Genomic DNA, 25,339 nt, shown 5'->3' with positions numbered 1-25,339 from the left:
TCTCCAAATCCGGTAGTCCCTGACAGAACTGTCAATGAGACCAGCGATCGACGACCGTTCTGTCAGGGACTACCCCGTCTGTCAGGGGCTACCGCGCTGACGGCCTCACATCCGGGCGGGTGAGGAGATGCCGAGCAGGCCGAGCCCCTCGACGAGTACGTCGAGAGTGGTCTCGCACAGCGCGAGCCGGGACGCGCGCGAGGCCTCGGTGGCGGCGCCGAGGACGCTGCACGTCTCGTAGAACGCCGAGAAGGCCTGGGCCAGGTCGAAGAGGTATCCGCACAGCCGGTGCGGCTCGAGCGTCTCGCCCACGGAGACCACGAGGTCGCCGAAGCCCAGCAGCCTCAGCGCCAGGTGGTGCTCGGCCGGCTCGGTCACCTCGACCGGACCCGGCTCGGCGCCCTCGGCCTGGCGCAGGATCGATCGAACCCGTGCGGCGGCGTACTGGAGGTAGGGCCCGGTGTTGCCGGTGAGCATCACCATCCGGTCCAGGTCGAAGACGTACTCCGAGTCGTGGGCCACCGCGAGGTCGGCGTACTTCACCGCGCCGATGCCCACCTGCGGAGCGATCTCGGCACGCAGCTCCTCGGGGAGGTCGGGTCTGGCCTCGTCGACGACGGCGCGTGCCCTCGTCACGGCGTCGTCGAGCAGTGCCATCAGCTTCAGGGGGGCGCCGGAGCGGGTGCGCAGGAGCTTGCGGTCGTCGCCGAGCACGTTGCCGATCTGGACGTGCACGACCTCGACGTCGTCGGGTAGCCAGCCGGCCTTGCGCGCGGTGTCCCAGACCATGGTGAGGTGCAGCGACTGGGTCACGCCGATGACGTAGAGGATGCGGTCGGCGTGCAGGTCGCGCACCCGGTGCCGGATCGTCGCGAGGTCGGTCGTGCCGTAGCCGTACCCGCCGTCGGACTTGCGGATGATCAGCGGGACGGGCCTGCCCTCGCGCCCGGTGTAGCCGTCGAGGAAGACGCACAGAGCCCCGTCGCTGACGGTCGCGATCCCGCTCGCCTCGAGCTCGTCGCAGATGCCCGCCAGCTCCTCGTTGTACGACGACTCCCCGGCCAGGTCGTCGTCGCCGAGGGTGACGCCGAGCAGCGAGTAGATCCGGTTGAAGTACTGCTTGGAGAGGTCGACGAGCTCGTTCCAGTGCCGCAGCGTCTCGGCGTCGCCCGCCTGAAGCCTCACCACGCGCGCCCGCGACCGGTCCGCGAACGCCGGGTCGCGGTCGAACGCGGCTCGCGCCGCGGCGTAGAAGGCGTTGGGGTCGGTGACCAGCAACTGGGCCTCGGGGGAGTCCTCCCCGACGTCGAGCAGATGCTCGATCAGCATGCCGAACGGCGTCCCCCAGTCGCCTACGTGGTTCTGCCGGATGACGTCGTGTCCGAGGTGCTCCAGGGTCCGCACGAGCGCGTCGCCGACCACCGTCGTGCGCAGGTGGGCGACGTGCATCTCCTTGGCGACGTTGGGTGCGGAGTAGTCGACCGGGACGATCTGCGGCCTCTGCCGGGGGACGCCGAGCCGGGGGTCCGCCCGGAGCTCGCCGACCGCGCCCGCCAGCCACGCGTCGCGCAGCCGCAGGTTGAGGAACCCGGGTCCGCTCACCGCCACCGGCTCGCAGACGTCGTCCAGCTCGAGGTGCTCGACCAGGGTGGCCGCGACATCGCGCGGCGGGCGGCCGAGCCGCTTGGCCAACGACATCGCGACGTTGGCTTGGTAGTCGGCGAACTGGCTTGGTCGGATCAGCGGGTCGGCGTCGGCGTACTCGTCACCGAACGCTCGCCCGATCGCGTCTCCCACCCGCTGGGTGAGCACCTCGACCGCACTCGTCACACCGCGACGCTACCCACTCCCTCGCCGACCCGGGTCGGAGCAGGGCTGCTCTGTCGAGTTGGCCCAACGAGCCCGCAGGGCCAACTCAACGAGCCCGCAGGGCCAACTCAACGAGGGGTCAGGCGGTGGCGGCGAAGGCCTGGGCGACGACGTCGAAGGCCTCCTCGAGCAGCTCGTCGCCGATCGAGAGCGGGGGCAGGAAGCGGAAGACGTTGCCCCAGGTGCCGCAGGTCAGGACGACGACGCCCTGCCCGTGGCAGTACGCCGCGACCGCGGCCGCACGGGCGGCGTCGGGGTCGAGGGTCCCGGGCTTGACCAGCTCGATGGCCATCATCGCGCCCCGGCCGCGAATGTCGCCGATGACCGCGTGGTCGGCGGCGATGGCCTCGAGGCGCCGGCGGATCAGGGCCTCGACCGAGCGCGCCCGAGCAGCCAGGTCGTGGGTGCGCATCTCCTCGATCGCGCCGAGCGCGGCCGCGCACGCGACGGGGTTGCCGCCGTAGGTGCCGCCGAGGCCGCCCCCGTGCACGGCGTCCATGAGCTCGGCGCGCCCCGTGACGGCGGCCAGCGGCAGGCCGCCCGCGATGCCCTTGGCCGTGGTGATCAGGTCGGGGACGACGCCCTCGTGGTCACAGGCGAACCAGTCACCGGTGCGGCAGAAGCCGGACTGGATCTCGTCGGCGACGAACAGCACGTCGTTCTCGCGGCACCACGCGGCCAGTGCCGGCAGGAAGCCGTCGGCGGGGACGACGAACCCGCCCTCGCCCAGGATCGGCTCGATCACGACGCAGGCGAGGTTCTGGGCGCCGACCTGCTTGTCGAGCTGGTCGATCGCCCGGCGGGCGGCATCCTCGCCCTTGATGCCCGCGGTCTCGCGGAAGGGATAGGACATCGGGACCCGGTAGACCTCGCCCGCGAACGGGCCGAAGCCGTTCTTGTAGGGCATGTTCTTGGCCGTCATCGCCATCGTCAGGTTGGTGCGCCCGTGGTAGGCGTGGTCGAAGACGCCCACGGCGTCCTTGCCGGTCGCGACGCGCGCGATCTTCACGGCGTTCTCGACGGCCTCGGCGCCGGAGTTGAACAGCGCGGACTTCTTCGCGTGGTCGCCGGGCGTCAGCTCGGCCAGGGCCTCGGCGACGTCGACGTAGCCGTCGTACGGCGTGATCATGAAGCAGGTATGGGTGAACGCCGCCACCTGGGCCTGCACCCGCGCCACCACCTCGGCCGCAGCGTTGCCGACGGTCGTGACGGCGATGCCGGACCCCAGGTCGATCAGGGTGTTGCCGTCGGCATCGAGCAGCACGCCCCCGCCGGCGGCCTCGATGAAGACGGGCAGCGTGGTGCCCACCCCGTCGGCGACGTACTTCCTCTTGCGGGCCAGCTTCTCCTGGGACCGTGGTCCAGGGATGTCGGTGACCAGGTTGCGTTGCTGGGCCAGGGAGGTGCCGCCGGCGGTCGTCGTGCTCATGGCGCTCAGCCTACGGCCCACGCGACTGCGGATTCCACCGGTCCAGGCAGCGTTCTGCTACGGAATCCGTCGTCGGACTCGATCGCCTGGGAGCTCTCGCCGTAGCAGATGTTTGCGCGGCGCCCGACCCCGACGTCATGCGAAGCGTGCGCTATGGCTCGCACCGTACGACGTCACGCCGGCGCACGGTGCCACCTGCGAGACTCCCGGCATGGCCCTGGCGACGTTCAAGGATCTCTGCATCGACGTCGCCGACGCCCGGGTGTCGGGCACCTACTGGTCGACGATGTTGGGCTGGCGGCTGGAGATGCACGACGACGCAGACGCCCACCTCCGCGACGACGAGGGCCGCATCCAGGTCTGGCTCAACGTCGTCCCGGAGCCGAAGTCGGTGAAGAACCGCATCCACCTCGACGTGAACGCCGAGTCCGTGCAGCGTGCCGTCGACGCCGGCGCCCGGGTGGAGAGCGAGCTGCCGGGGTGGACCACGCTGCTCGACCCCGACGGCCAGGAGCACTGCGTGTTCGTGCGCGCGGAGCCGATCGCCCGCCGTGCCTACGAGCTGGGCTGGGACACCGCCGAGGGCCAGGAGAGCTGCCACCGCATCGCCGCGTGGTGGGCCGAGGTGGTCGGCGGTTCGGTCACCGACAGCGACGGCTTCTCCTCCGTGGAGGAGATCGCGCACTGCCCGTGGGAGTTCTTCGACTTCGCCGGAGTCCCCGAGGCCAAGACGGCGAAGAACCGCGTCCACATCGACGTCACGACCGACGACCTCGACGCCCTCGTCGCGCATGGCGCGACGGTCCTGCGCGCGAAGGGCGACGGTGGGCTCGGCTGGACGGTCCTGGCCGACCCCGACGGCAACGAGCTCTGCGCCTTCACCGACGACTGACCGCCCGACCCGCCACGTGAGCGGAGATGCGCTCGCAGGCCGTCCGCGTCCGACAAGTGGGAGCTGAGGGTGGCGGGCTGGGGTTCGGGCGCTGGCTCGTCACTGCGGCGGCGAGTCGCCGAACCAGGTCGCTGCTTCTGGCGGCTCTACGAGGACCGCAAGAAGCACGATCTCCCCTGAGCCGGGGCACCACCTGCGAGGCGGCCAGGAGCTGAAGACCGCCGCACGCCTTGCGACCGACCGACCGGTCGAGCGGGCCGGTGTGTGGCTCAGGGGGTGTGGCGCAGCCGCACCGACAGGCAGGTCACGCAGCCCTCGAGCTTGATGAACTCGGTGATGTCGACGGTGACGACGTCCAGCCCGCGCGCGGCGAGGAGCTCCGCGGTCCGCGGAGCGTCGTCGCTCATCAGCACCCGGTTGCCGCCGAGCAGGACGACGTGCGAGCCCGACTCCTCCGGCACCGCGAGGAACGTCGGCCACACGCCGGGATCGTCGACCAGCGGCTCGTAGCCGATCACGCTGCCGTCGGGCAGCGCGGTGACCGCCGACTTCAGGTGCAGCACCTTCTCCAGCGGCACCGCGACCACGCGGGCGCCGGCGGGCTCGAGGTACGACGCAAGCTGGTCGATGCCGGCCTGGTTGGTCCGGCCACCGAGCCCGACCCAGACCGTGCCGTCGTGCTTGAGCACGTCGCCGCCGTCGAGGGTGCCGGGCGCCTCGATCGAGACCACGTCGTAGCCCAGCGCGGAGAGGAGACCGGCGACGGCCGGCGTCTCCGGCTTGCGCTCGTCGGCGCCCGGGCGGGTCACCACGGCTCGGTCGCCGTACATCACCACGGTGTCCTCGACGAAGACCCCGTCGGGGCAGTCCTCGACCGGCGGCACCTCGATCGTCTCCCAGCCGGCCTCGTGCAGCGCCTCGACGTAGCCCTGCCACTGACGCAGGGCCAGGTCGACGTCGACCGGCTGTCGCTCCACGTGGGTGACCAGTCCCTCGGCGAGCCGCCGCGAGGGACGCCGGACCAGGGCACGTCGGGCTTCCATGAGCGGAGTGTAGGGCCAGCGGACGTCAGCGGGACCCGCGCGCTTGCAGCTCGGGGTCGGCCGGAGGACCGTTCTCCGCAGACCCTGGGAGGAGGCGGTGGATGGCGCTGACGGTCGCGGGGAGGATCGCCGAGCTCGCCCGGCTCGACGACCTGCTCGACGACGGCCTGGACGAGCCGCGGTCGGTGCTCATCTCCGGCGCACCCGGGATCGGGAAGACCACCCTCCTCCGGTCCGCCACCCAGTCGGCGCGCGACCGTGGCTACACCGTCGCCCACTGCCAGCCGAGCCGGGCCGAGTCCGAGCTGTCGTACGCCGGGCTGGTCACCCTGATCGGTGAGCTCGGATCGCAGTCCCTCGGCTCGCTGCCCCCGCCGCAGGCGCGGGTCCTGCGGACGGTCGCGCGGCTGGAGGAGAGCCCGGAGCCTGTCGACCGGCTGTCGCTGTATCTGGCTACCGTGGCACTCGTCCGGACGGTGGCTCTCCGGGCCCCGCTGCTCCTGGCGGTGGACGACGTGCAGTGGCTCGACCAGCCGTCGGGTCGGAGCCTGGCCTTCCTCGTGCGGCGTCTCACCGGGAGCAGGGTGCGGCTCCTGCTCGTGCGAGGCGCAACGGCGGGGGCCGCCGAGGATCTCGACTGGTCCGTCGAGCTCGCCAGGTCGATGCCCGAGGGTCGGCACGACGGGATCGACCTGGGCCCGGTCGACCCCGGCGACCTGTCAAGGATCCTGCGCCGCGCGCTCGGGTGGTCTCCGTCGTGGCCTCGGGTCATGCGGATCGCCGAGCTCTCGCAAGGGAACCCGCTGCACGCCGTCGAGCTCACCCGGGCCTTCGGTGCCGTGCGCTCCGCGGAGGGGCTGGACGGTCCCGTCCCGGACGGCGTCCTGGAGCTCGCCCGGTCGAGGATCGCCGGCCTGCCGGCCGATGTCAGAGGGGTCCTCGAGCTCGCGTCGGTGCCCCGCCTGCCCTCGGTGGGCCTGCTCGCCCATCTCGACCCCGCGGCACTCGACCTCCGGGAGTCGCTCGAGGTGGCCGTCGGCCAGGACATCGTGACGTTGGACGGCCGCGGGCGGGTGCGCTTCACCCACCCGACGCTCGTGGCCGCGGCGTACGCGTCGATCGCCCCGGAGCGGCGCCGCGCCCTGCACCGCACCATGGCCCTGCTCTCCGACGACCTGGAGGAGCGGGCCAGGCACCTCGCCACGGCGTCGGTCGGCCCGGACGCCCAGGTCGCGGTCGCGCTGGAGGGAGCCGCGGAGCAGGCGTGGCGACGAGGCGCGCCCGATGCCGCAGCCGACCTGCTGCGCGAGGCGTGCCGACTCACCCCAGCCGGCGACGGCGAGGCCCTGGCGTTGAGACGGATCGCGTTCGGCCGGCTCCTGCACAGCGCCGGAGACGTCCCCGCGGCGTCGGCGGTCCTCGAGGCCGTGGTCGCGGATCTCCCGGCGGGGCCGGTCCGGGCCGTCGCGCTCTTCCACCTGATGTATGTCGCACGGCTCGCGGGGTCCTTGGAGCGTGCCGTCGGGTACGGCGTGCAAGCGGTCGACGAGGCGGGCGGCGACGGGCTCTTCCGGGCCGAGGTGCTCGAGCTCCTCTCCCGGATCAGCGACAACGACATCGCCCGCAAGCTGGGCACCGCCCAGCGAGCGCTCGCAGCGGTCGAGGAGGTGCGACATCCCGACCCCGAGGTGGTCTTCCACGTCCGGGCCGCCCTGGTGGAGGCCGAGTTCTACGCCGGGCTGGGTGTCCGGCTCGACCGGCTCGACGGCCTCGACCCCGGTACGCGCACGCGGTTCCCGCCCGTGCGCACCGCGGCCCGCGGGGACGACCTCGTCGGCCGCCTCCTGGCCTACGAGGGCCGCATCGACGAGGGCCTCGCCCTGCTGCGGGGGATGTACGAGCGGGCCTCGGTCCAGAACCGCGCGGTCCTGCCCGCGGTGCTCGGCTGGATGGCGGACGCCGAGCTGTCTGCCGGTCGCTTCGAGGCAGCTCGCGACCTCACTCGCGAGGCCGCCGACCGCGCGGTCGAGATCGGGAAGGACGACGCTCCTCCCTGGGAGGTCGGTCTGCACGCGCTCGCGCTCGCCCGGCTCGGCGCGCTCGACGAGGCAGAGGAGACGGCCCGGCGCGTGGACGACCCGGCCGCGCCGGGTGGTGCGGTCGGTCTCGACGGCGCACCCGCCCGGCTCGCCCTCGGCGTCGTCGCCCTGGCTCGCGGCGACGCCGCCGAAGCGGTCGTGCAGCTGCGCGCCCTCGACGAGCTGAAGCGGTCCTCGGGCATCCGCGAGCCGCGGGTCTGTGCCCATGCCGGCGACCTGGTCGAGTCGCTGCTGGCCGCGGGCGACCTGGTGGGAGCTGCCGAGGTCCTGGGTCGCCTGGACGACGAGGGCGCGACCTCCGGTGGGCGCAGCACGCTCGCCGTGGCCGCCCGGGGCCACGCGATGCTGCTCGCGGCCCGGGGCGACGTGGCCGGCGCCACGGCCGCAGCCGAGCGCTCGCTGGAGCTCCTCAGGGAGCTGCCGATGCCGTTCGAGCGCGGACGCACGCTGCTCGTCCTTGGCCAGGTGCGCCGCCGACGGCGTGAGAAGCGGGCTGCCCGGGAGTCGCTGCACCAGGCGCTGGAGATCTTCGAGGCGGTCCGGACGCCGGACTGGGCGGCTCGGGCCCGCGCCGAGCTCGATCGCGTCCCTGAGCACCGCTCGGACGCCGAGCTCACGGTCACCGAGGAGCGCGTCGCCAGGCTCGCCGCGGAAGGCCTGACCAACCAGGAGATCGCCGAGCGGGCGTTCCTCAGCCCGAAGACCGTCGAGGTCAACCTGACCAGGGTCTACCGCAAGCTCGGCGTACGGCGCGCTGCACTGGCGGCCCGGCTCGCCGAGCAATCGGTGGGGAACCGCGCGAAGCAGTAGGGGAAACCCTGATTCCTCGCGGCCGTCGCGTGCCTAGCGTCGACGGCGTGACCAGCAGGAGCAAGACCCACTGGATCGCCGAGTGCTACTGGCCCGGCGTCCAGGACCACGAGCTGCGCGAGCTCGGGGACAGGGTCGTGCGCGCCACCTCGGAGCTGGCGGGGCCGGGGGGACCCGCCAGCTATCTCGGGAGCCTGCGGGTGACCGACGACGAGGTCGTCCTGTTCTTGTTCTGCGGACCGATCGGCGTCGTACGCCGCGTGACCGACCGGGCCGGGATCCGTGCGGAGCGGATCCTGCACTGCCTCCCTGACCTGCACCCTCCTGCGCCCGCCGGACCCACCTCCACGTCGATCACCTAGAAGGAGCGACCCCATGAAGCTCGTCCCGACCATCGCCGCCGCAGCTGTCGCGGCGGCCACCCTCGCGGCGTGCGGCGGCCACGGCAAGGCCCACGCCGGCGGCCCGACCGGATCCCTGTCGCCGTCGGTGGCCGCCTCGCCGTCGCCCTCGCACCCGTCGGGCCCGCCGAAGAAGGTCAAGAGGACCCCGGTGGTGACGGCCAGCGGAGCGCCCACGACCCTCGATCCCTGCCAGCTGGTCACCCAGCAGGAGGCCTCGTCGCTGACCCACGCGTCCTTCGGGCCCGGCCAGGAGAGCGGCAACGCCGTGCGCAAGGAGTGCATCTACGGGTCCCAGACCGCCAACGTGCTCTCGGTCTACGTCGTGCAGGCGGCCAGCACCGCGGACGCCCAGTCGGGCTGGAACCAGCTGCTGGCCCAGGCCCAGCAAGCCGCCGGTCAGGCCGCCGGGCAGATCCAGCTGACCTCCCAGTCCGGGATCGGGGACCGCGCCGAGTGGGCCGAGCTGGACCTCGCGGCGCTGCACGTGCAGGCGCGCGGCCTGGCGTTCCAGCAGGGGGCAACCGGCGTCTACATCATCGACCTGGTCAAGGACGGGACGCCGCCGAGTCGCGACGACCTGTCCAACCAGGCGCAGACCGTGCTCGGGCGCGTATAGGGCCGGGGCCGGGGCCGGCGTTGGACAATGGGCGCGTGAGTGACTCCGAGGCTTCGCGCCGTGACGTCGTCGTGCTCGGCTCGACCGGCTCGGTCGGCACCCAGGCGCTCGACATCGTGCGGGCCAGCCCGGAGCGGTTCCGGGTGGTCGGGCTGACCGCCGGGGGCGGCAACCGCGAGCTGTTCGACGCCCAGGTGGCGGAGTTCGCGCCCGCCTTCAGCGGTCTCGGTGCCGAGGCCTCGGCCGAGGCCGCCGCCCAGGCCTGCGACGTCGTGCTCAACGGCATCACCGGCGCCGTGGGGCTAGGGGCGACCCTGGCCGCGCTCGACGCCGGCAACACCCTGGCCCTGGCCAACAAGGAGTCGCTGATCATGGGCGGCCCGCTCGTGCTCGAGCGCGCCAAGCCCGGCCAGATCGTCCCGGTCGACTCCGAGCACTCCGCCCTCGCGCAGTGCCTGCGTGCCGGGGCCACCGAGGAGGTGCGCCGGCTCGTGCTCACCGCGTCGGGTGGACCGTTCCGTGGGCGCTCGCGCGACGAGCTGCTCGGCGTCACACTCGACCAGGCCCTCGCGCACCCGACCTGGGACATGGGGCCCGTCGTCACCATCAACTCGGCGACGCTGCTGAACAAGGGCCTGGAGGTCATCGAGGCACACCTGCTCTTCGGCATCCCCTTCGACCGCATCGACGTCGTCGTCCACCCCACGAGCGTCGTGCACTCCCTGGTCGAGTTCGTGGACGGGTCGACGCTGGCTCAGGCCAGTCCGCCGACGATGCTGATCCCGATCGCACTCGGGCTCTCGTGGCCCGACCGAGTGCCGGACACCGCGCCGCCGGTGGACTGGTCGCAGGTCAACACCTGGGAGTTCCTCCCGCTCGACGACGAGGCCTTCCCCGCCGTACGGCTCGCGCGGGCGGCCGGCGAGGCCGGGTCGACCGCGCCCGCCGTCTACAACGCCGCCAACGAGGTGGCGGTCGAGGCGTTCCGGAAGGGACGTCTGGGCTTCGTGGAGATCATCGACACGGTTGCCCACGTGCTCGGGTCACACGACGTACTCTCGAGGCAAGCACTCACTCTCGACGACGTCCTGGCCGCCGACGCCTGGGCCCGCGGCGAGGCCGCCCGCCTGATCGGCGCCTGAGCGAAAGAGACCGATGACCGCCCTGTTCTACCTGCTCGGAGTCGTGGCCTTCGTGGTCGCGATCCTGGCGTCCATCGGGCTGCACGAGCTCGGGCACATGATCCCGGCCAAGGCGTTCGGTGGGAAGGTCACCCAGTACTTCATCGGCTTCGGCCCCACGGTGTGGAGCCGGACCAAGGGCGAGACCGAGTACGGCGTCAAGGCGATCCCGCTCGGCGGCTACGTGAAGATCGTGGGGATGCTCCCGCCCGACAAGGAGCACGCCGGCAAGGTCGAGTACGACGCCGGGGGCAACCCGGTCGTGACGGTCCGCAAGTCCAACACCGGCCTGTTCGCCCAGCTGGTCTCCGACGCCCGGGCGGCCGAGTGGGAGACGATCACGGCGGCGGACCAGGGACGCCTCTTCTACCGGATGGACTGGTGGAAGAAGGTGATCGTGATGGCGGGTGGCCCGACGGTCAACCTCCTGATCGCCTTCTTCATCTTCGCCGGCCTGTTCGCGACGTACGGCAACCCGGCGGCGCAGGTTCTGCACCCCGTCGTCAGCCACGTCGAGGCCTGCGTGGTTCCGGCGGCGCAGGACGGCCGGGTCTGCACGAGGACCGACCCGGTCAGTCCGGCCAAGCAGGCGGGCCTTCAGGACGGAGACCGGTTCGTGTCGTTCAACGGCACGCCGGTGCACGACTGGTCCGACATGCAACGTCTCATCCGCGACAACCGCAACGGCTCGGCCACCATCGTCGTGGAGCGCGCCGGCCGCGACGTCACGCTGCACACCAACACGATGGTGACACCGCGCCCGACCGACGTGAACGACCCGAAGAAGCTGACCCCCGTCGGGTTCCTCGGCGTCTCGCCGGTGGTCAGCTACACCACGGGCGGACCGCTCTACACCCTCGGGCAGATGGGTGGGCTCGCCAAGGAGTCCGGCCAGGCCCTGGTCACGTTGCCGGTCAAGGTCTGGGGCGTCGCCGAGGCGATCGCCGGTGTGAAGCCGAGGTCGCAGAACAGCCCGGTGAGCGTGGTCGGTGGCGGGCGGCTGGCCGGGGAGGCGGCGTCCTCGCACGACTTCCCGCTCAAGGACAAGGTCGCCAGCCTGCTCGGGCTGGTCGCGGGCTTCAACTTCTTCATCGGCCTGTTCAACTTCGTGCCCCTGCTGCCGCTGGACGGCGGCCATATCGCCGGGGCCCTGTGGGAGGCGCTGCGGCGCCGGCTGGCCAAGCTGCGGGGCCTCCCCGACCCCGGACACGTCGACGTCGCCAAGCTGCTGCCGGTCGCCTACGTCGTGGCCAGCTTCCTGCTGGTGATGGGCGTGGTGCTGATCGTGGGCGACCTCGTCGTCCCCGTCCCGCTGTCCTGATCCCACCCTGCCCGCCGAGTCGGGATCCGTGGCCGAGACCGCCTAACCTGGGACCATGACCGCCGTCAGCCTCGGCATGCCCGAGGCGCCCCCGCCCGTGCTCGCTCCGCGACGCAGGACCCGCCAGATCAAGGTCGGCAAGGTCGGAGTCGGCAGCGACTCCCCGGTCTCGGTCCAGTCGATGACCACGACCCTCACCTCCGACGTCAACGCAACGCTCCAGCAGATCGCGGAGCTGACGGCGTCCGGGTGCGACATCGTGCGCGTGGCGTGTCCCAGTCAGGACGACGCCGACGCGCTGCCGGAGATCGCCGAGCACTCCCAGATCCCGGTGATCGCCGACATCCACTTCCAGCCCAAGTACGTCTTCGCCGCGATCGAGGCGGGGTGCGCCGCGGTGCGCGTCAACCCGGGGAACATCCGCAGGTTCGACGACCAGGTCAAGCAGATCGCGCAGTCGGCCAAGGACCACGGCACCTCGATCCGGATCGGGGTGAACGCCGGCAGCCTCGACAAGAGGCTGCTGGAGAGGTACGGCAAGGCCACGCCCGAGGCTCTCGTCGAGAGCGCCGTGTGGGAGGCGGGGCTGTTCGAGGAGCACGACTTCCACGACTTCAAGATCTCGGTCAAGCACCACGACCCGGTCGTCATGGTGCGCGCCTACGAGCTGCTGGCCGAGCACGGCGACTGGCCGCTGCACCTGGGCGTCACCGAGGCCGGTCCGGCGTTCCAGGGGACCATCAAGTCGGCGACGGCCTTCGGGTCGCTGCTGAGCCGCGGCATCGGCGACACGATCCGGGTCTCGCTCTCGGCGCCTCCGGTCGAGGAGGTCAAGGTCGGGATCCAGATCCTGGAGTCGCTCAACCTCCGGCCGCGCCGTCTCGAGATCGTCTCCTGCCCCTCCTGCGGACGGGCCCAGGTCGACGTCTACAAGCTCGCCGACGCCGTGACCGCCGGCCTGGACGGCCTCGAGGTCCCGCTGCGGGTGGCTGTGATGGGCTGCGTGGTGAACGGGCCCGGTGAGGCCCGTGAGGCCGATCTCGGAGTCGCCTCCGGCAACGGCAAGGGCCAGATCTTCGTCAAGGGCGAGGTCATCAAGACCGTGCCCGAGTCACAGATCGTCGAGACCCTGATCGAGGAGGCGATGCGGCTCGCCGAGGGCATGGAGCCGGTCGACGGTGCCGAGGCGAGCGTCACCGTCAGCTGACCGCCCCGCCGGTCCACAACCCCTGGGGAACGCCGGGGCGCGGCAGCGCGGATCCGCGTAGGCTCGGGGGGTGACCCTGTCCCGGTTCCGAGCCCGTCAGGGAGTGACGGTGCTGGGTCCCGGCGACCTGGCGGACTTCTTGGAGCTCACCGCCCGCAACCCCGTCGTCAACGCGTTCGCCGAGTACCGCGGGCGCACCACCAACCTCGAGCCACGACTGCTGGCCGGCGAGGTGTGGGGCCGCTACGACGGCGGCCGCCTCGTCGCCGCCTGTCACGTCGGCGCCAACCTGGTGCCGGTCGAGTGCGCTCCGGACGACGCGCACGCGTTCGCCGAGCGGGCGCTCACCCGGCCGCGCAGCGTGATCACGATCGTCGGGGTGCAGGACCAGGTCTGGCCCCTGTGGGACCGCCTCTCCGACGCCTGGGGGCCGGCGCGGGAGACGCGCTGGGACCAGCCGCACCTCGAGCTGGCGGGACCGGCACGGGTGGGGGCCGACCCTGAGGTGCGCCGTACGACTCCCGACGACTTCGAGGTGCTGTATCCGGCGTGCGTCGCGATGTACACCGAGGAGGTCGGCGTCGACCCCGAGTCCGACGGCGGGGCGCCGCTCTACCGCTCGCGGGTCCGCCAGCTGATCGGGCTGGGCTGGTCGTTCGCCCGGTTCGAGGAGGGCCGGGTGGTGTTCAAGGCCGAGGTGGCGCACGCGACGCCGTTCGCCGCCCAGATCCAGGGGGTCTGGGTGGCGCCGGACCGGCGTGGCCAGGGCCTCGCCGCCGGGGGCGTGGCAGCCGTGGCGGACGCGGTGCGCCGCGACATCGCTCCGGTGGTGTCGCTGTACGCCAACGTCTGGAACGAACCGGCGCGACGTGCCTACGAGCGGGCGGGCTTCCACCAGTCCGCGACGTTCGCCACGGTGATGTTCTGAGTCCGGGCACCCGGTGCCAGACCGCCTCCCGCGCGTCTGGTAACCGCGTCGACCGGCGCGCGACCGCGACCGTAGGCTTGCGCGCATGAGCACCCTCCTGCGCATGTCGAGCCTCTTCGTCCGCACCTTGCGCGACGACCCGGCGGACGCCGAGGTGCCCTCGCACCGGCTGCTCGTCCGCGCCGGCTACATCCGCCGCAACGCCCCGGGCATCTACACCTGGCTCCCGCTGGGGCTGCGCGTCCTGCGCCGGATCGAGAACATCGTCCGCGACGAGATGGACGGCATCGGCGCCCAGGAGCTGCTCTTCCCCGCGCTGCTGCCCCGCGAGCCCTACGAGGCCACCAACCGCTGGACCGAGTACGGCGACGGCATCTTCCGGCTCCAGGACCGCAAGGGCGCCGACTACCTCCTCGGGCCCACCCACGAGGAGATGTTCACCCTGGTGGTCAAGGACCTGTACTCGTCGTACAAGGACCTGCCGCTGGCGATCTACCAGATCCAGACCAAGTACCGCGACGAGGCCAGACCCCGTGCCGGGATCCTGCGCGGGCGGGAGTTCGTCATGAAGGACGCCTACTCCTTCGACGTCGACGACGCCGGCCTCGATGCCGCCTACCAGCGCTTCCGCGAGGCCTACCAGCGGGTCTTCGACCGGCTCGGCTTCGACTACGTCATCGTCAAGGCCGAGGCCGGCGCCATGGGAGGGTCGAAGTCCGAGGAGTTCCTGGCCAAGGCGGCGGTCGGCGAGGACACCTACGTCAGCTGCACGCGCTGCGACTACGCCGCGAACGTCGAGGCCGTCGACACGCCGGCGCCCGCGGCCACGTCGTACGACGAAGAGCCGGCCGCCCACGCCGAGCAGACGCCCGACACACCCACCATCGAGTCGCTGGTCACCTTCCTCGACCAGGCGTTCCCCAGGCCCGACCGGGCCTGGGCCGCGTCCGACACGCTGAAGAACATCGTCTTCTCGGTCCGCCATCCCGACGGCACCGTCGAGGCCCTCGCGATCGGGCTTCCCGGCGACCGCGAGGTCGACACCAAGCGGCTGGAGTCCAAGCTCGGCGAGGGTGTCGTCTTCGAGCCCTTCGGCGAGGCGGACTTCGCGGCGCGCCCCACCCTGGCCAAGGGCTACATCGGCCCCGGCTCGCTGGGCGAGAAGAAGCCGGCCGGGGTGCGGTTCCTGCTCGACCCCCGGGTGGTCGAGGGGACGCGCTGGGTCACCGGCGCCGACGTCTCCGGCAGCCACGTCCTCGACCTGGTCGCCGGCCGTGACTTCAGCGGCGACGGTGTGATCGACGTCGCCGAAGTGCGCGACGGCGACCCGTGCCCGGTCTGCGGGTCGACGGAGGGAGGCATCCTCCGGTCGGCACGCGGCATCGAGATGGGTCACATCTTCCAGCTGGGTCGCATGTACGCCGACGCGCTCGGCCTCCGGGTGCTCGACGAGAACGGCAAGCTGGTCACCGTCACCATGGGCTCCTACGGCATCGGCCCGTCCCGGGCGGTGGCCGCGATCGCCGAGGGCACGATCGACGAGCTGGGCCTGTGCTGGCCACGCAACGTCGCCCCCGCCGACGTCCACCTGGTGGCCACCGGCAAGGACGACGCCGTCTTCGCCACGGCCGACCGGATCGCCCGCGAGCTGGCTGCCGACGGCGTGACGGTCCTCTACGACGATCGGCCCAAGGTCAGCCCCGGGGTGAAGTTCAAGGACGCCGAGCTGATCGGCGTGCCGACCATCGTGGTCGTCGGACGCAACCTCGCGGACGGCGTCATCGAGGTCCGTGACCGGCGCAGCGGCGCGCGCGAGGACATCACGGTGGACCACGTGGTCAACCACCTCGTCCACCTGGTCAAGGCCTGACAGCCCACCGACTCGGCGCAGAAGTACGTGGACAACTCGTCGAGTCGGCGCAAAGGAGCGTCGAAATCGCGCCGAGTCGTCCTATGACGACTCGGCGGTGAGGCGGGAGCCGATCGCGCCCGTGGACCAGGAGCTCGTCGTCGGGCCGGTACGCCGACACCACGGCGTCGGCGAAGGCCGCTCGGCGCCGAACACCCTCCAGGCGAGGTCGATCACCGGGGCGCGCTCCATCCGTCCCAGCGTGTCCATGATGTCGACGTGGGCAGCCTCGACATCGAGCGCCCCGGGGCGCACCGCATCTGTCGGGTCGGGGTCGTGCAGCGTGCCCAGGAACGCACCGACGGTCTCGCCCTGTGCCGCCGACGTTCCCGGGCACGGGCCACCGGGGAGACAGGCGCGCCGCACCGTGACCGGGTCGTCGGTGACGACCTCGGGCCTCGGCACGGGCAGGGGAGTAGCGGCTCCAGCCAGGGAGCAGCTCGGCCTCGCGTCTGAGCCGGGCCTCCCGGTCGGGGAGCCGCGGCGTCCTGTGCCCCCGTCGGTCGGCCAAGCCGACGCGGTTGTCCCGGCCGCCCTCGAAGTCGTCGGTCGGCTCGTGCCGCACGAGACCGACTCCACCACCTTCTCGATGTGGGCGGCACGCGGGATTCGTCCTAGGTTGTGCGGCGTGGACCTCGACGCGGTGATCTTCGACTGGGGCGGCACGCTGACGCGCTGGCACGACGTCGACTTCCACGCCGAGTCGCTCGCGCTCACGGCGGCGGTGACGACCGCGGGGCACGACCCGGAGGTGTCACGGGCCGCGCTCCACGAGGCGGGCCAGGTCGTCTGGGGGCGCTCGCGAGACCACCAGCAGAGCGCCACGGTCGGCGACCTGTTCGAGGTGGCGGGACTCGACCACGACCCCGCGCTGCTCACGGCGTACCGGCAGTTCTGGGAGCCGCACACCTACACCGATCCCGAGGTCCGCCCGCTGTTCGAGCGGCTCCGCGCCGACGGCCTGCGCGTGGGTGTCCTGTCCAACACCATCTGGCCTCGGGAGTGGCACGTCGGGTTCTTCGAGCGCGACGGCGTCTACGACCTGATCGACGGCGACGTCTACACCAGCGAGATCGCGTGGACCAAGCCCTCCCCGCACGCCTTCGCAGCGGCCATGGCGGCCGTCGGCGTGGCCGATCCGGCGCGCTGCGTCTACGTCGGAGACCGGCTCTTCGACGACGTGTGGGGCGCCCAGCAGGCGGGCATGCGGGCCGTACACGTCCCGTTCAGCGCCATCCCCGGCGACCAGCTCGGCCACACCGAGGGAACCCCCGACGGCGTGGTCCGGGCCCTCGCCGAGCTGCCCGAGGTGCTCGCTCACCTTTGCACTTCATGTTTTGGCATTGCACAAACATGAGGCACGGGCGATCACCCGCGTCCGGCACGCGCGTTGCATGATTGTGCACGAGGTTCTTGGATCCACCCCCCAGAGATCCAGACCGCGGCCGACTCCCCCCCGATCGGCCTCGGCGCCAGGTGCTTCGGGGAATGTCTCGGGAATTCCTCGAAGCACCAGGCGTCCGCCCCTGGCCCATCAGGGCCGGGGGCTTCTTCATGTCGAGGTCCCGATTCCGGGTAGCGCCTGGGGTCGCCCGCCGACGTCGGTCTCCGCGACCGCGGTGGCCACCAGGGCGTCGAGCGCCCAGCGGCGGTCGGCCCCGCTCGTGGCCGCGACCAGCGCGGCGTACGTCGCCGCACACGCCCGCTGCACGGCGAGGGCGCGAGCCTCGATCTGGCCGGCCCCGGTCAGCGGGCCCGGCAGGCGGTACGCCGGTGAGGCGGCCACCGGAGTCGCTCCCGCTGCGGCGACCATGCCACGCAGCTGGTCACGACGCTGCACGTGAACGTCGTAGGCGGTGTCGAGTGCGGCACGCAGCGCGGGCGCGGCCAGCGTCGAGGCCCGGCCGCCCAGGGCGGACAGCACGTAGACCGCCGCATGCTCGCCGGCCAGGGTCCGTTGCAGCGCGTCAACCTCGTCGACCGGGCCTCTCACGCCGGACCTCGTAGCTCGGGCTGCATCGAGACTCCGGCTGCGACGCAGGCCAGCACGCGTGCCAGGTCGCCGTCGCTGCTGCGCAGGGCCCAGCGGCGGAAGCGCTCTGCGGCCCGGCGCTCCCGGTCGACCAGCTCTGCCTGGGTGAGGGCAGGTCCGGGTCGGCGCGCGGTGGCCGGGTGACCACCGAGCGCCGCCAGCTGAGACCGATGGCAGGCCACGAGGTCGGCCGTCCCGGGAGTAGCCCGCAGACGTACCAGCAGCTCCCGCAGCTCCGCCCGCGCGGCCTGCACGATGTGGTCGTCGGGACCTGGTGCCGGTGGCGGAGGTGTCGGAGTCGGCCGAGGGTCGAGGTCGCAGCCACCGAGGGCGCCCGCGGTCGCGACGCCCGCTCCGCCGGCCAGCCAGAGCACGCGCCTGCGCGAGAGGAAGCGCGACCCACGCGAGCCCGACACGACGGCGACCCTATCCCTGACCGAGGCGGGTGCCGCGTGCGCCGGACGATGCCGCCGGTGCGCGGACGGCGTTCGCTATCGTGAGTGACCGACAACAGCACAGGAGGTCAGCGTCGTGAGCCCGTTCAGCCCGGACAGCTCCCGCATCGCCGAGATGCTGCGCGACCCGCTGTCTGCCCTCGGCCTCGACCTCGAGGCGGTCGAGCTGACCCCGGCCGGCAAGCGACGCGTGCTGAGAGTGGCGGTCGACAAGGACGGCGGCGTCACCCTGGACGACATCGCCGAGGCCACGCGGGCGGTCTCCGCCCAGCTCGACGAGGGCGACGTGATGGGCGAGCAGGCTTACACCCTCGAGGTCACCTCGCGGGGGGTCGACCGTCCCCTGACCGAGCCACGCCACTGGCGTCGCAACCACGACCGGCTCGTCCGGGCCCGGCTCCAGGACGGCTCGGAGGTGACCGGGCGGGTGGGTGACAGCGACGACGCCGGAGTCACGCTCGACGTCTCCGGCGCGGGCCGCCGGGTGGCCTACGCCGAGGTCGCCAGGGCCCTGGTCCAGGTGGAGTTCAACCGGCCCGCGTCCTCGCCCGCATCGAAGGAGGCCTGACCACATGGACATCGATCTTGCGATCCTGCGCACGCTCGAGCGCGAGAAGGAGATCTCGTTCGAGGTCCTCGTGGAGGCGATCGAGCAGGCCCTGCTCACGGCGTACCACAAGACACCGGGGGCGGTGGAGCAGGCTCGGGTCGAGCTCGACCGCAAGACCGGGCACGTCACGGTCTATGCCGCAGAGCTCGACGACGAGGGCGGCAAGGTCGGGGAGTACGACGACACGCCCGAGGGCTTCGGCAGGATCGCGGCGACGACGGCGAAGCAGATCATGCTCCAGCGGCTTCGCGACGCCGAGGACGACGTGAGGTACGGCGAGTTCTCCGGCAAGGAGGGCGACCTCGTCTCCGGGGTGATCCAGCAGGGTCGCAACCCCGACGACGTGATGGTCGACCTCGGCAAGCTCGAGGCGCTGCTGCCCCTGGGGGAGCGGGCCCCCGGTGAGCGCTACCAGCACGGCGAGCGGATCAAGTGCCTGGTCATCTCGGTGCGCAAGGGCATGCGCGGGCCCCAGATCACGCTGTCGCGCTCCCACCCCAACCTGGTCCGCAAGCTCTTCGCGCTGGAGGTCCCCGAGATCGCCGACGGCACGGTCGAGATCGCCGCGATCGCCCGGGAGGCCGGCCACCGCACCAAGATCGCGGTCTTCTCGACCACCCCCGGGGTGAACGCCAAGGGCTCGTGCATCGGCCCGATGGGCCAGCGCGTGCGCAACGTGATGTCGGAGCTGCACGGAGAGAAGATCGACATCGTCGACCACTCCGAGGATCCCGCCGAGATGGTCGCCAGCGCTCTCTCGCCGGCTCGCGTCACCTCGGTCGAGATCGTCGATGCCGAGGCACGGTCGGCGCGGGTCGTGGTCCCCGACTTCCAGCTGTCGCTGGCCATCGGCAAGGAGGGACAGAACGCGCGGCTGGCCGCCCGGCTCACGGGCTGGCGCATCGACATCCGGTCCGACGAGGTCGAGACGGGCAGCGCCGAGTGAGGAGCGAGCTCGGCGGGTGGAGCCGGCCAGGTAGAGCATGCGGGTCGAGGCCCGGTGACGGTTTCTCGGGCCGTGCCGGAGCTGCCCGGCGATGAGACTGCTCGGCGTCCTGGGTGGCATGAGCTGGACCAGCACGGAGGCGTACTACCGCGCGCTCAACACGCAGGTCGCCGGGCGCCTTGGCGGACTGCACTCGGCGCGGCTGCTGCTGCACAGCGTCGACTTCGACGGCATCGCCGAGCGCCAGCACTCCGGCGACTGGCCGGGCACCGCCGAGATCCTCGCCGAGGCGGCGCGGGGGCTGGCTGCCGGCGGCGCGGAGGGACTCCTGCTGGCGACCAACACCATGCACAAGGTCGCTCCCGAGATCGAGGCGGCGTCGGGCCTGGAGCTGCTTCACATCGCCGACGCGACGGCGGCCGCGGTGCGCGCGGCGGGTCTCGGCCGCGTGGGCCTGCTCGCCACGGCGTTCACCATGGAGGACACGTTCTACGTCGGCCGGCTCGCTGCGCACGGGGTCGAGGCGCTCGTCCCACCCGCTGCCCAACGCGCCGAGGTGCATCGGATCATCTACGACGAGCTGGTGCTCGACGTCGTCCGTGACGAGTCTCGCGCGGTCTACCGACGGGTGATGGCCGACCTCGTGGACGCGGGGTCCGAGGGGCTGATCTTGGGATGCACCGAGATCGGCCTCCTCGTCGGCTCGGGCGACACGACCGTGGAGGTCTTCGACTCCACCGTCATCCATGTCGCCGCCGCGGTTGAGTGGATCCTCGGGTGACTGCGGCGGGCCCCGGCTGAGCCTGCGCGTCCCGCGCGGTTCGGGGAATACGAGGCAGGCGCGGTAGGGTTTCCACCAGTGGTTCGTGCATCGGTATCTCGTGCCTCGACGGCGGTCCTCGGACCGGTCCGCACCTGCATCGGATGCCGAGTGCGGGCCGCGAAGAGCGAGTTGTTGCGGGTGACCGCCGGCTCGGACATCGATGGCCAGCCGGTCGTGGTGCCCGATCCGGCAGCCGTCCGGCCCGGGCGAGGAGCGCACCTGCACCCCGAGTCCGAGTGCTACGACCTCGCCGTGCGCCGTCGAGCGTTTGCACCTGCCCTCCGGGTCAGGGCGCCGCTGGACCTCGCACAGGTGGTGGCGTACCTCGCCTCGCTCGACGAGAGCACCGACAGCACGACAGACCGAACACCCGACCAGGAAGTGGAGCAGTAGCTCATGAGCACTCGATGAGTACCTCCCGATGAGTTCGCAACACCCACCAACGGTCTGAGGATCCACCCCTCGCGCAGAGGGAAGCGGGTCTCCAGGCCAGAAGGAGAACAGTGGCCAAGACCCGAGTACACGAGCTTGCCAAGACCTACGGCATCGAGAGCAAAGAGGTTCTCGACAAGCTGAAGGAGCTGGGCGAGTTCGTCAAGAGCGCTTCCTCGACGATCGAGCTTCCCGTCGAGATGAAGTTCAAGAAGACCTATGGCGATGCCCTGCTGGCCGCCAAGGCCACGCCCGAGCCCGCCGCGCCGGCAGCCGAGCCGGCGGCCGCGAAGGCCGAGACCTCAGCGGCGCCGGCACCTGCGGCCGAGTCCAACGGCGCAGCGGTGGCCGAGGCCGAGGTGCCCGTCGAGCGGAGCGCTGCGCCCAGGCCCGGTCCGAAGGCCGCCCCGAAGGCTCCGGAGCAGCCCGAGCCCGAGGCGCCGGCCGATCTCGAGCCCGAGGCCGTCGAGGAGCCCTCGGCGGCGGCGCCGTCCCCGACGCCTCGCCCTTCGGCACGCCCGGGGACGCCGCGTCCGGGCAACAACCCGTTCGCCCCCAGCCAGGGCATGGGCAGGCGTCCCGCTCCCGCGCCTCGCGAGAGCGAGGACGACGACTCCCGTCCGCCGCGTCCGGCGGCCGGCGGTCGTCCCGGGATGCCTCGCCCCAACCCCGCGATGATCGCGCGCAACCCCGGCTTCGGTGCCAACCGCGGCCCCGGCGGTCCTGGTGGTCCGACTGGCGGCCCCGGACGTGCCGGTGCTCCGGGGCGTGGAGCGCCGACTCGCGGCGGAGCCCCCGGTCGCGGAGGCGTGGGTGCCCCCGGTCGTGGTGGCGCCGGCCCGGGTGCCGGGGCCGGTGCGCCGGCAGGTGCCCCGGGCCGCGGCGGACCGTCGTTCGGTGGCCGGGGTCGCCCCGGTGGACGCGGCCAGACCCAGGGCGCCTTCGGCCGTCCGGGCGGACCGTCGCGTCGTGGCCGCAAGTCGAAGCGGGCACGTCGCCAGGAGTTCGAGCAGATGGAGGCGCCGACGATCGGCGGCGTGCGCGTCCGCAAGGGCAACGGCGAGACCGTGCGTCTCGCGCGTGGCTCGTCGCTGACCGACTTCGCCGAGAAGATCAACGTCGACGCGGCCTCGCTGGTGCAGATGCTGTTCTCGCTGGGCGAGATGGTCACCGCGACGCAGTCCGTGGGCGACGAGACGCTCGAGCTCATCGGTGAGGAGCTCAACTACGTCGTCCAGGTGGTCTCGCCCGAGGACGAGGACCGCGAGCTGCTGGAGTCCTTCGACCTCGAGTTCGGCGAGGACGAGGGCGACGAGTCCGACCTGGTCGTGCGGCCGCCGGTCGTCACGGTCATGGGCCATGTCGACCACGGCAAGACCAAGCTGCTCGACGCGCTGCGCTCGGCCAATGTGGTCGACAAGGAGGCCGGCGGCATCACCCAGCACATCGGGGCCTACCAGGTGTACACCGAGGTCGACGGCGCCGAGCGCGCCATCACCTTCCTCGACACCCCGGGTCACGAGGCGTTCACCGCCATGCGTGCTCGTGGCTCGCGATCCTCCGACATCGCGGTCCTCGTGGTCGCGGCGGACGACGGCGTGATGCCCCAGACCGTGGAGGCGCTGAACCACGCCAAGGCGGCCGAGGTGCCGATCGTGGTCGCGGTGAACAAGATCGACAAGCCCGACGCAGACCCGACCAAGGTTCGCGGACAGCTGACCGAGTACGGCCTGGTGCCCGAGGAGTACGGCGGCGACACGATGTTCGTCGACGTCTCGGCGAAGTCCGAGCTCAACCTCGACAAGCTGCTCGAGGCGATCGTGCTCACGGCCGACGCATCGCTCGACCTGCGGGCCAACCCCGACCAGTTCGCCCAAGGCCTGGTCGTCGAGGCCCATCTCGACCGTGGCCGAGGTCCGGTCGCGACGGTGCTGGTGCAGCGCGGCACGCTCCGCGTGGGCGACTCGATCGTGGCCGGTCCGGCGCACGGACGTGTCCGGGCGCTGCTCGACGAGAACGCCGAGTCGATGGACGAGGCATTCCCGGCGCAGCCGGCGATGGTGCTCGGCCTGTCGGCCGTGCCCGGGGCGGGACAGAACTTCCTGGTCGTCGAGGACGACCGGGTGGCCCGCCAGATCGCGGAGAAGCGCGAGTCGCGCGAGCGCGCGGCCATGCAGGCCCAGCGTCGGGTGCGCCGTACCCTCGAGGACTTCATGGCCTCCATGGAGAAGGGCGAGAGCCAGGAGCTCAACCTCATCCTCAAGGGCGACGTGTCCGGCTCGGTGGAGGCCCTCGAGGACTCCCTGGCCAAGATCGACGTGGGCGACGAGGTGTCGCTGCGCGTGATCGACCGCGGTGTCGGTGCCATCACCGAGACCAACGTCATGCTGGCCGCCGCGTCCGACGCGATCATCATCGGCTTCAACGTCCGCCCGCAGGGCAAGGCGACCGAGCTGGCGGACAAGGAAGGCGTCGAGATCCGCTACTACTCGGTCATCTACAACGCGATCGAGGAGATCGAGGCCGCCCTCAAGGGCATGCTCAAGCCCGAGTTCGAGGAGTCGACCCTCGGCCAGGCGGAGATCCGGGCGATCTTCCGCTCGTCGAAGATCGGCAACATCGCGGGCTGCATGGTGACCAGCGGCGTGATCCGGCGCAACGCCAAGGTCCGGCTCATCCGCGACGGCGCGGTCGTGGCGGAGAACCTCGACCTGGCATCGCTGAAGCGGGAGAAGGACGACGCCGCCGAGGTCCGGGAAGGTTTCGAGTGCGGTCTCGTGCTCCGCAACTACCAGGACGTCAAGGAGGGCGACATCGTCGAGGCCTTCGAGCTGCGGGAGATCCCCCGCGCCTGAGCTGTTGAGTTGGCCCTGCGGGCTCGTTCAGTTGGCCCTCGCGGCCAGCCCACGACCCGGAGGGCCAACTCGACAAGCCGCGAGAGCCAACTGAACGAGCCCGCAGGGCCACTGAACGAGCCCGCAGGGCCAACTCAACGGAGTAGTCATGACCAGCCCACGAGTCCGGAAGATCGCCGACCGGATCCAGGTGATCGTCGCGGAGATGCTCGAGCGACGGATCAAGGACCCCCGTCTCGGGTTCGTCACCGTCACCGACGTGCGCGTGACCGGTGACTCGCAGCAGGCCACGGTCTTCTACACGGTGCTGGGCGAGGAGACCGACCGGGTCAGCACCGCCGCCGCCCTCGAGTCGGCCAAGGGGCTGTTGCGCTCCGAGGTCGCCAAGCAGCTGGGCATGCGCCACGCACCCACGCTGACCTTCGTCGCCGACGCCCTGCCCGAGAGTGCCCGTCACGTCGACGAGGTGCTCGCCCGGGCCAAGGTGCTCGACGAGGAGGCCGCCGCCCGCCGCGTGGAGTCGTACGCCGGCGAGGCCGACCCCTACAAGAAGCCCCGCGAGGACGACGAGGACGACGAGGACGACGAGGACGACGACCCGGAGACCGACGCTACGTGACCACCGGCTCCGGTCTGGTCGTCGTCGACAAGCCGGGCGGCATGACGTCGCACGACGTCGTCGCCCGCGTACGCCGTCTGGCGGGCACCCGCAAGGTCGGTCATGCGGGCACCCTCGACCCGCTGGCGACCGGCGTGCTCGTGCTGGGCATCAACCGCGCCACGCGGCTGCTCGGACACCTGGCGCTGAGCGACAAGCGCTACGCCGCCGTCGTCCGGCTCGGGGTCTCGACGACGACCGACGACGCGGACGGCGAGGTCGTGGCGAGCCGCCCCCTCGACGGCCTGACGGTGGCCGACGTACGCGCGGCGCTGGCGGCGTTCCGCGGTGAGATCGACCAGGTGCCGAGCGCCGTCTCCGCGATCAAGGTCGACGGGAAGCGCGCCTACGCGCGCGTCCGCGCGGGCGAGGAGGTCAGGCTCGAGGCCCGTCGGGTCACGGTGCACGCCCTCGACGCGGTCTCCGTCGACCTGCCGACGGTCGAGCTCGAGGTGCACTGCTCCAGCGGCACCTACATCCGGGCGATCGCCCGCGACCTCGGTGCCGCCCTGGGCGTCGGCGGGCACCTGACCGCGCTGCGGCGGACGGCGGTCGGGCCCTTCGACCTCGACGGCGCCATGACCCTGGAACAGCTCTCCGCCGCCTTCGCGATGACGCCGATCGCCGAGGCGGCTCGGGCGACGTTCCCCAGCCGCGACCTCGACGAGGCGCAGGCCGCGCACGTGCGGGTCGGTCGTCGCCTGGAGCTCGCCCTCGACGCGACGACGGCGCTGTTCGCGCCCGACGGCACCTTCCTGGCGCTCTACGAGCCGGGAGACGGATCCGCCCGGGCCGTGGCGGTCTTCGTCTGACTCCTCCC

At 71.9% G+C, this 25,339-nt stretch carries 23 protein-coding genes; 17 read left to right on the top strand and 6 right to left on the bottom strand.

What is annotated here, in order from left to right; all coding sequences use genetic code 11:
- Positions 1-105 precede the first annotated feature (105 nt).
- Positions 106-1,797 carry an arginine--tRNA ligase gene (gene argS, locus VHW64_RS09830; protein WP_329650397.1) on the bottom strand — a complete coding sequence of 564 codons (1,692 nt, stop codon included), beginning with the start codon at positions 1,795-1,797 and terminating at the stop codon, positions 106-108.
- A 151-nt stretch (positions 1,798-1,948) separates the two neighbouring features.
- On the bottom strand, positions 1,949-3,298 hold the full coding sequence (gene gabT / locus VHW64_RS09825) for a 4-aminobutyrate--2-oxoglutarate transaminase (RefSeq protein ID WP_329650361.1): 1,350 nt from the start codon (positions 3,296-3,298) through the stop codon (positions 1,949-1,951).
- A gap of 211 nt (positions 3,299-3,509) precedes the next feature.
- Here gabT and VHW64_RS09820 point away from each other — a divergent pair, with 211 nt between their 5' ends.
- The gene (locus VHW64_RS09820; protein ID WP_329650360.1) at positions 3,510-4,190 is read left to right on the top strand and encodes a VOC family protein; all 681 of its coding nucleotides are present in this window, start codon (positions 3,510-3,512) and stop codon (positions 4,188-4,190) included.
- Between the two features lie 269 nt (positions 4,191-4,459).
- Here VHW64_RS09820 and ddaH read toward each other — a convergent pair whose 3' ends face one another.
- Complete coding sequence (gene ddaH, locus VHW64_RS09815; RefSeq protein ID WP_329650359.1) at positions 4,460-5,233, bottom strand: dimethylargininase; 774 nt, start codon at positions 5,231-5,233, stop codon at positions 4,460-4,462.
- Between the two features lie 101 nt (positions 5,234-5,334).
- Here ddaH and VHW64_RS09810 point away from each other — a divergent pair, with 101 nt between their 5' ends.
- From VHW64_RS09810 to VHW64_RS09775, 8 genes are all read left to right on the top strand, one after another.
- On the top strand, positions 5,335-8,142 hold the full coding sequence (locus VHW64_RS09810; RefSeq protein ID WP_329650358.1) for a helix-turn-helix transcriptional regulator: 2,808 nt from the start codon (positions 5,335-5,337) through the stop codon (positions 8,140-8,142).
- Positions 8,143-8,189: 47 nt separating this feature from the next.
- The gene (locus tag VHW64_RS09805) at positions 8,190-8,504 is read left to right on the top strand and encodes a hypothetical protein (RefSeq protein ID WP_329650357.1); all 315 of its coding nucleotides are present in this window, start codon (positions 8,190-8,192) and stop codon (positions 8,502-8,504) included.
- Between the two features lie 13 nt (positions 8,505-8,517).
- The gene (locus VHW64_RS09800) at positions 8,518-9,162 is read left to right on the top strand and encodes a hypothetical protein (RefSeq protein ID WP_329650356.1); all 645 of its coding nucleotides are present in this window, start codon (positions 8,518-8,520) and stop codon (positions 9,160-9,162) included.
- Positions 9,163-9,197: 35 nt separating this feature from the next.
- Positions 9,198-10,304, top strand: a complete 1,107-nt coding sequence (locus VHW64_RS09795; protein WP_329650355.1) for a 1-deoxy-D-xylulose-5-phosphate reductoisomerase — start codon at positions 9,198-9,200, stop codon at positions 10,302-10,304.
- 13 nt (positions 10,305-10,317) lie between these two features.
- Positions 10,318-11,664 (top strand): site-2 protease family protein, encoded by a 1,347-nt coding sequence (locus VHW64_RS09790; RefSeq protein ID WP_329650354.1) that lies wholly within the window; start codon positions 10,318-10,320, stop codon positions 11,662-11,664.
- Between the two features lie 55 nt (positions 11,665-11,719).
- Entirely contained in the window at positions 11,720-12,871 is a 1,152-nt protein-coding gene (gene ispG / locus VHW64_RS09785) for a flavodoxin-dependent (E)-4-hydroxy-3-methylbut-2-enyl-diphosphate synthase (protein ID WP_329650353.1), read from the top strand.
- A gap of 70 nt (positions 12,872-12,941) precedes the next feature.
- A complete protein-coding gene (locus VHW64_RS09780; protein ID WP_329650352.1) occupies positions 12,942-13,799 on the top strand; it encodes a DUF4081 domain-containing protein in 858 nt (285 codons plus the stop codon).
- A gap of 85 nt (positions 13,800-13,884) precedes the next feature.
- On the top strand, positions 13,885-15,669 hold the full coding sequence (locus VHW64_RS09775; RefSeq protein ID WP_329650351.1) for a proline--tRNA ligase: 1,785 nt from the start codon (positions 13,885-13,887) through the stop codon (positions 15,667-15,669).
- 81 nt (positions 15,670-15,750) lie between these two features.
- Here VHW64_RS09775 and VHW64_RS09770 read toward each other — a convergent pair whose 3' ends face one another.
- Positions 15,751-16,113, bottom strand: coding sequence for a hypothetical protein (locus tag VHW64_RS09770; RefSeq protein ID WP_329650350.1), 363 nt, complete (start codon positions 16,111-16,113; stop codon positions 15,751-15,753).
- A 223-nt stretch (positions 16,114-16,336) separates the two neighbouring features.
- On the opposite strand from VHW64_RS09770, the gene VHW64_RS09765 reads away from it, so the two are divergent.
- The gene (locus tag VHW64_RS09765) at positions 16,337-17,065 is read left to right on the top strand and encodes an HAD family hydrolase (protein WP_329650349.1); all 729 of its coding nucleotides are present in this window, start codon (positions 16,337-16,339) and stop codon (positions 17,063-17,065) included.
- A gap of 195 nt (positions 17,066-17,260) precedes the next feature.
- Here VHW64_RS09765 and VHW64_RS09760 read toward each other — a convergent pair whose 3' ends face one another.
- Together VHW64_RS09760 and VHW64_RS09755 are read right to left on the bottom strand one after the other, a co-directional pair.
- Positions 17,261-17,701: a DUF4439 domain-containing protein gene (locus tag VHW64_RS09760; protein ID WP_329650348.1), complete on the bottom strand. Its 441-nt coding sequence runs from the start codon at positions 17,699-17,701 to the stop codon at positions 17,261-17,263.
- Complete coding sequence (locus tag VHW64_RS09755; RefSeq protein WP_329650347.1) at positions 17,698-18,156, bottom strand: hypothetical protein; 459 nt, start codon at positions 18,154-18,156, stop codon at positions 17,698-17,700. Before VHW64_RS09755 ends, VHW64_RS09760 begins: the two co-directional genes overlap by 4 nt.
- Before the next feature lie 115 nt (positions 18,157-18,271).
- Here VHW64_RS09755 and rimP point away from each other — a divergent pair, with 115 nt between their 5' ends.
- From rimP to truB, 7 genes are all read left to right on the top strand, one after another.
- Positions 18,272-18,763, top strand: a complete 492-nt coding sequence (rimP, locus tag VHW64_RS09750; RefSeq protein ID WP_329650346.1) for a ribosome maturation factor RimP — start codon at positions 18,272-18,274, stop codon at positions 18,761-18,763.
- 4 nt (positions 18,764-18,767) lie between these two features.
- A complete protein-coding gene (nusA, locus tag VHW64_RS09745; RefSeq protein WP_329650345.1) occupies positions 18,768-19,751 on the top strand; it encodes a transcription termination factor NusA in 984 nt (327 codons plus the stop codon).
- Positions 19,752-19,842: 91 nt separating this feature from the next.
- Positions 19,843-20,532, top strand: a complete 690-nt coding sequence (locus VHW64_RS09740) for an aspartate/glutamate racemase family protein (RefSeq protein WP_329650344.1) — start codon at positions 19,843-19,845, stop codon at positions 20,530-20,532.
- A gap of 78 nt (positions 20,533-20,610) precedes the next feature.
- Positions 20,611-20,967, top strand: coding sequence for a YlxR family protein (locus VHW64_RS09735; protein ID WP_329650343.1), 357 nt, complete (start codon positions 20,611-20,613; stop codon positions 20,965-20,967).
- A gap of 110 nt (positions 20,968-21,077) precedes the next feature.
- On the top strand, positions 21,078-23,861 hold the full coding sequence (gene infB / locus VHW64_RS09730; protein ID WP_329650342.1) for a translation initiation factor IF-2: 2,784 nt from the start codon (positions 21,078-21,080) through the stop codon (positions 23,859-23,861).
- 148 nt (positions 23,862-24,009) lie between these two features.
- Positions 24,010-24,480: a 30S ribosome-binding factor RbfA gene (gene rbfA / locus VHW64_RS09725; protein WP_329650341.1), complete on the top strand. Its 471-nt coding sequence runs from the start codon at positions 24,010-24,012 to the stop codon at positions 24,478-24,480.
- Complete coding sequence (gene truB, locus VHW64_RS09720) at positions 24,477-25,331, top strand: tRNA pseudouridine(55) synthase TruB (RefSeq protein ID WP_329650340.1); 855 nt, start codon at positions 24,477-24,479, stop codon at positions 25,329-25,331. The genes rbfA and truB overlap by 4 nt, the downstream gene beginning before the upstream one ends.
- Positions 25,332-25,339 lie beyond the last annotated feature (8 nt).

The organism is Nocardioides sp. (assembly GCF_036267815.1).
In the GTDB taxonomy this organism is placed as follows: Bacteria; Actinomycetota; Actinomycetes; order Propionibacteriales; family Nocardioidaceae; genus Nocardioides.
This window is presented reverse-complemented; position numbering and strand designations above follow the sequence as displayed.